The sequence below is a fragment of the Streptomyces sp. SID14478 genome, from assembly GCF_010548525.1.
In the GTDB taxonomy this organism is placed as follows: Bacteria; Actinomycetota; Actinomycetes; order Streptomycetales; family Streptomycetaceae; genus Streptomyces.
The window spans coordinates 1-7,541 of record NZ_JAAGMG010001230.1 but is presented as its reverse complement, the minus strand read 5'-3'; the positions used below and the strand labels follow the sequence as shown (position 1 = coordinate 7,541).

Here is a 7,541-nt window from a genome sequence, read left to right as displayed (position 1 = left end):
GAGGGCGAGCAGGACCAGGGCCGGCGCCATGACGGCGGCGCCGGGCAGCGCGGCGCGTACGAGCGCCGCGTCGGTCAGCAGGACCAGGACCAGCAGCGGAGGCAGCAGGCCGCCGGCCAGGCTGCGTGCACCGAGGTGGCTCCGCAGGCGCGCGACGTACGCGGAGGCCTTGATCGGCACGCCTGTCCCGGCGGTTTCCCGCAAGGTGGCGGACGCGGCCGAGAACGCGGCCGGGAGCGTGAGGACCGGCAGGCACGCGAGGCTGGTGAGCAGGCCGACGAGGAGCATGTCGGCGAAGAGCGAGAAGCCGGAACCGAAGATCTCACCGGGCTGGCGGCGCTCACCCACGGGCGCGGGTGCGGGGGTCGTCATGTGTCTCAGCCCTTCAGTCCGGAGGTGGCCATGCCCTGCACGAGGTAGCGCTGGAAGACGAAGAAGAACAGCACGATCGGCAGGAGGGAGATGACCGACATCGCGAACATGGGCCCGTACGCCGAGCTGCTGGACTGGTCGACGAAGCTGCGCAGCGCGAGCGTGATCGTGAACTTGTCCGGCGAGAACAGATAGATCATCTGCGTGAAGAAGTCGTTCCACGTCCAGATGAACGTGAAGATGGCCGTCGTGATCAGCGCGGGACGGCTCAGCGGCAGGGTGATGGACCAGTACGTGCGAAACGCGCCGCAGCCGTCGATGCGTGCGGACTCCTCCAGTTCGCGGGGCAGCCCGCGCATGAACTGGACGATGAGGAACACGAAGAACGCCTCGGTGGCGAGGAACTTCGGCAGGATCAGCGGCCAGTAACTGTCCACCAGGCCGAGCCGGTTGAAGATGATGTACTGCGGGATCAGGATGACGTGGTGCGGCAGCATCAGCGTCGCCACCATGAAGGCGAACATCGGCCCCCGCATCCGGAAGCGCAGCCGGGCGAAGGCGTAGGCGGCCAGCGAGCAGGACAGGACGTTGCCGACGACGGCGCCGACCGCGATGAGCAGCGTGTTGGTGAGCAGACGCGTGACGGAGATGCCGGACACGCCGTCCAGCGCGGTCGTGTAGTTGGACCACTCCAAGTGGCTCGGCCACAGGTCGAGGCTGGTCAGCACCTCGTCGGCGGGCTTGAGGGACGTCGCGATCAGCCAGACCAGGGGATACAGCAGGACCAGCAGGCACACGGTCGCCACCGTGTGCGGCAGCCACCGCTTCATGGCGATGTTCATCGGCCCTCCTCGTCCGCGTAGAAGACCCAGGACCGGGAGGTCCGGAACAGGATCAGGGTGACCACGCCGATCGCGAGGAGCAGCAGCCAGGCCATCGCCGCCGCATAACCCATGTGGGAGGCGGTGAAGCCGCGCTCGTACAGGTACAGCGTGTAGAACATCGTGGAGTCGGCCGGGCCGCCGTCGCCGCCGCTGATGGCGAAGGCGGGGGTGAAGACCTGGAACGAGTTGATGACCTCGAGCACCAGGTTGAAGAAGACGACCGGGGACAGCATCGGCACCGTGATCGAGACGAACTGCCGCCAGCGGCCCGCGCCGTCGAGCGCCGCCGCCTCGTACAGGTCGGGCGAGATCTGCTGCAGACCCGCCAGGAAGATCACCATGGGCGCGCCGAACTGCCATGCCGTCAGCAGGACGACGGCGTACACCGCGAGGTCGGGGTTGCCGACCCAGCCGCCGGCGTGGATGCCGATCGACTCCAGGACGCCGGCGACCGAGCCGCCGTCGTTGAACAGCGCCTTCCACACCAGGGCGATGGACATGCTCGCCCCGAGCAGGGACGGCGCGTAGAACGCGGAACGGTAGAAGGCGCGGCCCCGGTTGAGGTTGCGCAGGAGCATCGCCACACCGAGGGCGAGCCCCAGTTTCACCGGGACGGCCACGACGACGTACAGCATCGTGGTGCCGACCGACCGCCAGTAGCGGGGGTCGTCGGTGAGCATGTCCGTGTAGTTGCGCAGGCCGATCCAGTGCGGTGGGTCGAACAGGTTGTAGTCCGTGAACGACAGGTACAGCGACACGGCCATCGGCACCAGCGTCAGGACGAGCGCGCCGATCATCCAGGGGGAGAGGAACACGTAGGCGGGCCACTGCCGTTCGCGTACCCGGCGGCGGCGTCGGCGGGCGGGCGGACGCCGGTCCTCGGGCCGGTCGGCGCGCGCGGGCGCCGTGGTCGTCACCGTGCTCATGACCTCAGCTCCTTCTCGGCCTCGTCGATGAGATCGCGTGCGGCCTGGCGGGGGGTGGCCAGGCCGTAGATCATGCGCTGGTGTCCGCGCGTGAAGGCCGCCTGGATGGCGAGGTCGCCGCGGGGCGGGGCCGTCGGCGGGCGGTCCAGGCCGTACTTCTCCATCGCCTGGGCGTAGTCGTAGATCTCCCGTTCCGGTCCCTTGAGCGTCGTGGCGACGCGGGCGGCGATCTTCCGGTTGGGCGGTGTGGAGCGGGAGAAGCCGAGGATGTCGCCCGCCCGCGGGTCGTTGAGCAGGAAGTCGACCAACTGGGCCGCCTCTTTGGGGTGGTGGGTGTGGGCGCCGATGCCGACGAGCATGCTCGGCTTGAAGTACACGCCCTGTCGTCCGTCGATCGTGGGGACCGGGGCGAAGTGCACGGTGTCGCCGAGCAGGGCCGGATAGCCGGGGAACGGCGCGTCCCAGGTGTAGTCGGCGGCGGCGATCCGGCGTCCCATCGCACCGGTCTCGGTGCTCTTGCCCTGGATGGTGTCCCGGGCCTGGGCGAGGGCGCCTTCCTTGCGGAGCTTGTCGAAGAACGTCCAGAACGCGGTCAGGTCGTCCTCGGTGAAGCCGAGTCGGGTCTGGCTCGCGTAGAGGGCCTTGCCGTGGCTGCGCAGCCAGTCCTCGAAGACGTCCTCGTTGCCCCCGCCGTCGCTGGCGCCGGTGAAGTGGCGGCCGTCGGGGGTCCTCAGTCCCAGGGCGGCGATCTTCCTGTTGGCCCGCGCCCAGTCCTGCCAGGTCCAACTCGGCTGCGGTGTCGGGATGCCGGCCTTCTTGTAGACGGCGGTGTCGTACGCGTATCCGGTGATGCCGCGGCCCATGGGCAGGGCGTACTGGTCGCCCTTGAAGGTGCCGGTGCGCAGGAAGTCCTTGTCGATGTCGGAGGTGCGGATCGTCCCGTCCTTGACGACGTCGTCCAGCGGCAGCAGCGCCTTGCCGCCCGCGTACTGGGAGATCTGGCGGTAGTCGAGCTGGACCACGTCGGGTATCCCGCCGCCGGCGGCCTGGGTGGCGAGCTTTTGCAGGTACGCGCCGAAGTCGCCGTTCGACGTCTGCACGGTGACGCCGGGGTGCTCCTTCTCGAAGATCTTCACGGCCTTGTTGGTGCGCGCGGCCCGGTCGTCGTTGCCCCACCAGGAGAACGTGAGGGCGATGCCGCCGGATCCTCCCGCGCTCGTGCGGGAGCAGGAGGTGAGCGTCGAGGTCAGGGCGGTGCCGACGCCGAGGGCCGCCGAGGTGAGCAGGGCGCGGCGGCTCAGGGGCCGGTTCCCGGCGCCGCTCACCACGTGAGGTCCCGCAGATGCGCGGCGACCTGCGTGCGGTCCCAGGCGCCGTCGGCGACGGTCACGCGGTAGCTGCGGGTGAGGGTGTCGCCGGGGGCGAGGACGAGCTCTTCGTGGAACGCCCAGGACGGGGCGACGGCGGCGAACGGATCGCTGCGCACGAACCAGTGCGCCGGGTGCGTTCCCTTGTCGCCCGCGTGGTCGTTGGCCGGCGCGTGCTCGAAGACCACCGTCGCGTGGCCGTCGCGCCCGTCGTGCTCGCCGACGTACGCCAGCCAGTCGGCCTGGGTGCCCATCAGGTCGCCGCCGTCCGCCTCGGACGTGAGGACCCGTCCGTCACGGAAGGCCCGCGGTCCGCGCCAGAACAGGCCGGTGTACCCGGCCGCCGGGCGCCCGTGCGTGGTGGGACTGCCGAACCGCAGCGGCTCCGCGCGCCGGTTGGTGACGGCCGAAGTCCACGTCAACGACCAGCTGGAGGCCTTCGGGTCGACGTCGGACACCTCGATGCGGCGCTCCTCCTCGGCCCACAGCTCCCCGTCGTACGGGTGCCAGGTCAGCCGCTCGGCGATGACGGCGCCGTCACCTGCCGCCGAGACCTCCGCGAAGGACACGTGCGCCATCGAGCCGATCCGCTCCGGCAGGGCGAGGTATCCCTCGCCGTGCACGTAGGTGTTGCCGCCCCACAGGTTCTGGCCCGACAGGTGGGAGGCCGTCAGCTGCAGGCCCTTGTGCCACCGGTGGTCGTTGGGGCGGTAGTCGGTCACGAGAGCGCCGGACAGGGTGCGCATCGGGTGGAGGTACGGCTTGGGTGCCTCCCAGGCGGCCTCGGGCCGGTACACGTAGGCGAACAGCTCGGTGCCGGTCGCCTCGTGGGCCACGGTGATGCGGTCCCCGTGGGCATGGGTCAGTGCGAGCGTCATGCGTGGTCCTCTTCCTTGCGGGGTGCGGCCGGCGCCCAGCCCGGGGCGTTGCCGTGCAGCTGCGTGTAAAAGGGGTCGCCGGGACCGATGCCGCCCGCGCGTACGGGCGCGTCGGTGAACGCGGACTTGTACAGGGCGGTGATGAACTCGAGGGTCGCCCGTCCGCCCGCGCCGCTGGTGGCGTGGCGGCGCCCGGCCTCGATGTCGTCGACGAGGGCGCGCAGTTGGGCCAGGTGCGAACTCGGCTCGTCCGCGCCGAAGTCGCGCCAGGCGGCGGCGGTCTCCTCGGGGACGCCGGGGGCGGGGGTGATGCGCCAGTCCGCGTTGCGGTAGCCGTACAGATGCGTGAGCTCGATCGTCGCGCGCTCGCAGTCGATGCGGATGCGGCTGACCTCGTCCGGGCTGAGCACGCTGTTGACGACCGTGGCGACGGCGCCGTTCGCGAAGCGGACCTGCGCGGTGGACACGTCCTCGGTCTCCACGTCGTGCACGAGCCGGGCCGCCATGCCGCGCACCTCGCTCCACGGGCCCATGAGGTCGAGGAGCAGGTCCGTCTGGTGGATGCCGTGGCCCATGGCGGGACCGCCGCCCTCGGTGGCCCACCGCCCGCGCCAGGGAACGGAGTAGTAGGCGCTGTCGCGGTACCAGGTGGTCTGGCAGTGCGCCACCAGCGGCCGGCCGAAGGCGCCCTCCTGCAGCAGACGCCGGACGTGCCGCGCGCCCGAGCCGAACCGGTGCTGGAAGACGATCGCGGCGTACGGGTCCGCGTCACCGCCCCGCTCCGCGGCCTCGATGGCGTCGAAGTCGGCCAGCGAGGGGCACGGCGGCTTCTCGCACCACACCCAGGCGCCCGCCTTCAGCGCCGTCACCGCCTGGTCCCGGTGCACGGCGGGCGGGGTGCACAACACCACGAGATCCGGGCGCAGTTCGGCCAGGGCGGCGTCGAGGTCCGTCGAGGCATGGGGGATCCGGGCGGCCGCGGCGAACGCGCGGACCGCGTGCGCGTCGACGTCCACGGCGGCGACGATCTCGACCCGGCCCGCGTCGGCCAGCGTCCGCAGCGCGGGCAGATGGCTGGAGCGCGCGATGCCTCCGGTGCCGATGACGGCCACGCGCAGGGGGGTGTTCGGGCGGTGCGGTGACATGGGGCCCTCTCGTGAGGCGGACGGTGGAGCACTGCGGGCAGCGCGAACGGGCGGCAAGCGGGTGCGTACGGCCCTCGGCATCGGTCGTGTCGGCAAGCGCTTGCTGTGTGTTCCAACGTTGTAACCGCCGCGTCTCCGCGAGGTCAACCCTTCGTCGCCATCGGGTGGAGCGGGCCCCGATCGCCGGTAACCGGCGGTCAGACGGGCATGAACCAGCGGCCCGTCGTGCATAATCTGGGAAAACTCCGGTGAGAGGGGGCCAGTGGTGGCGGCGGTGACGCTGAAGGACGTGGCGGAACGCGCCGGGGTGTCGATCAAGACGGTTTCCAACGTTGTACGCAACGCACCCCGCGTATCCGACGCCACGCGCGAGCGGGTCATGCGGGCCGTCCACGAACTCGGCTACCGGCCCAATGAATCGGCGCGCCGGCTGCGGACCGGGCGCAGCGGACTGATCGGTCTCGCCGTCCCGGACCTCGCCACGCCCTACTTCGCCGAACTCGCCCACCACGTCAGGGCGGAGGCCGCGCTGCTCGGCCTGACCGTCCTCATCGAGGAGACACTGGGCGACGCGACCGAGGAACTGCGCCTGGCGACGGGCGTCGGCGCGTCCCTGCTCGACGGCGTGATCCTGTCGCCGCTGCGTGTCCGGCTCGACGAACTGGCGCGCGTCGCCGACGAGTTCCCCTTGGTGCTGCTCGGTGAGCGCAACTACGAGCGCGATCACGTCGTGGCCGACCACGTGCTGATCGACAACGTGGCCGCGGCCCGCGAGGTCACCGCGCACCTCGCCGCGCTGGGCCGCACCAGGATCGCCGCCATCGGCGCGGACCGGCACGGCTCGGCCACCAGCCGCCAGCGCCTGGAGGGCTTCCAGCTCGCCCTGCACGACGCCGGATTGACCTACGATCCGCGACTCGCACCCGCCATCAAGGAATTCGACCGCCGCAACGGCCTGCTGGCGATGCGCACCCTCGTGGCCCTGCCGCCCGATGCCCGCCCCGACGCGGTCTTCTGCTTCAGCGACATGCTGGCGGTCGGCGCCCAACAGGCGCTGTACGAAGCCGGATTGACCATTCCGGGTGACGTGGCGGTCGCGGGCATCGACGGCTCCGAAGAGGCCCTGTACAGCACACCGCCGCTCACCTCGGTCGTCCCCGACAAGGCGGCCATCGCCTCGCTGGCGGTGAAGTGTCTGGCCGCACGCATCGCCGCGGAGGAGTCCCTGCCCTTCGAGGTGCATGTCGCACCGCACTGGCTGCAGGCCCGGGAGTCCACCGACGGGGTCCGGCGCCGCATGGCTCCCTGAAGCGGTCCGGTCGGTCCGGCGAGACCCGCCGAGAGCGCGACCCGTCGGTCCTGAGCCGGTCCGGCGAGGCCCGTCGGGACGGTCCAGGCGGCGTACTGCCCACAGCAGAGCAGTTGTTCGTCCGCGGTGACGAAGACGAGGACCCCGTCTTGTCGTCCGCGACGAAGTTACGGCCGAGCGGCCTGCCCTACCTTGGGGAACATCACCGGTTCGATGTCTCGGAGCGGGACGCGCGCAGGCCCCGCTGTGTGCTCCTCGCCCCTGGCCACCCCGTCCTTGAGGAGACAGCACGCCGTGACCCGCCGCCTCGCCGCCGAAGACCTCTACGCCCTCGCCCTGCCGGAACAGCCGGCCCTGTCGCCGGACGGCAGCCGCATCGTGTACGTGCTGCGCACGGCCGACCGTGCTCACGACCGGGACGAACGGCAGTTGTGGACGGTGCCGACCGGCGCGGGAGAGCCCCGGCGCCTCACCCGCGGCCCCGCGGACACGGCCCCCGCCTGGTCGCCCGACGGCCAATGGATCGCCTTCCTGCGCACCGCGAACGGCCCCGCGCAGGTGTGGCTGCTGCCCGCCGACGGCGGAGATCCCGAACCGGTGACCGAGCTCCCGCACGGCGCCGGCGCACCGGTGTGGAGCCCGGACGGCACCGCGCTCGCG

The 7,541-nt window shown here is 71.2% G+C and carries 7 protein-coding genes and 1 pseudogene; 2 read left to right on the top strand and 6 right to left on the bottom strand.

Annotated features, from left to right (window positions below):
• From G3I40_RS39630 to G3I40_RS39605, 6 genes and pseudogenes are all read right to left on the bottom strand, one after another.
• Positions 1 to 372, bottom strand: a pseudogene (locus G3I40_RS39630) (hypothetical protein); the annotation flags it as partial.
• 5 nt (positions 373 to 377) lie between these two features.
• Positions 378 to 1,214, bottom strand: a complete 837-nt coding sequence (locus tag G3I40_RS39625) for a carbohydrate ABC transporter permease (RefSeq protein ID WP_164559664.1) — start codon at positions 1,212 to 1,214, stop codon at positions 378 to 380.
• Positions 1,211 to 2,182 carry a sugar ABC transporter permease gene (locus tag G3I40_RS39620; RefSeq protein WP_164559663.1) on the bottom strand — a complete coding sequence of 324 codons (972 nt, stop codon included), beginning with the start codon at positions 2,180 to 2,182 and terminating at the stop codon, positions 1,211 to 1,213. Before G3I40_RS39620 ends, G3I40_RS39625 begins: the two co-directional genes overlap by 4 nt.
• Positions 2,179 to 3,507, bottom strand: a complete 1,329-nt coding sequence (locus G3I40_RS39615; protein ID WP_343245169.1) for an ABC transporter substrate-binding protein — start codon at positions 3,505 to 3,507, stop codon at positions 2,179 to 2,181. Before G3I40_RS39615 ends, G3I40_RS39620 begins: the two co-directional genes overlap by 4 nt.
• Positions 3,504 to 4,427, bottom strand: coding sequence for a PmoA family protein (locus G3I40_RS39610; RefSeq protein ID WP_164559662.1), 924 nt, complete (start codon positions 4,425 to 4,427; stop codon positions 3,504 to 3,506). The genes G3I40_RS39615 and G3I40_RS39610 overlap by 4 nt, the downstream gene beginning before the upstream one ends.
• Positions 4,424 to 5,572, bottom strand: coding sequence for a Gfo/Idh/MocA family oxidoreductase (locus G3I40_RS39605; RefSeq protein ID WP_164559661.1), 1,149 nt, complete (start codon positions 5,570 to 5,572; stop codon positions 4,424 to 4,426). The genes G3I40_RS39610 and G3I40_RS39605 overlap by 4 nt, the downstream gene beginning before the upstream one ends.
• 265 nt (positions 5,573 to 5,837) lie before the next feature.
• On the opposite strand from G3I40_RS39605, the gene G3I40_RS39600 reads away from it, so the two are divergent.
• Entirely contained in the window at positions 5,838 to 6,881 is a 1,044-nt protein-coding gene (locus G3I40_RS39600; protein WP_164559660.1) for a LacI family DNA-binding transcriptional regulator, read from the top strand.
• A 294-nt stretch (positions 6,882 to 7,175) separates the two neighbouring features.
• Positions 7,176 to 7,541, top strand: a 366-nt coding sequence (locus G3I40_RS39595; protein WP_343245168.1) for an LpqB family beta-propeller domain-containing protein, incomplete at its 3' end; no start/stop codon positions are given.

Bases quoted from the DNA above. Each gene is read 5' to 3' on its own strand.
- G3I40_RS39625 (WP_164559664.1), bottom strand. From the start codon at position 1,214: ATGAACATCGCCATGAAGCGGTGGCTGCCGCACACGGTGGCGACCGTG.
- G3I40_RS39620 (WP_164559663.1), bottom strand. From the start codon at position 2,182: ATGAGCACGGTGACGACCACGGCGCCCGCGCGCGCCGACCGGCCCGAG.
- G3I40_RS39610 (WP_164559662.1), bottom strand. From the start codon at position 4,427: ATGACGCTCGCACTGACCCATGCCCACGGGGACCGCATCACCGTGGCC.
- G3I40_RS39605 (WP_164559661.1), bottom strand. From the start codon at position 5,572: ATGTCACCGCACCGCCCGAACACCCCCCTGCGCGTGGCCGTCATCGGC.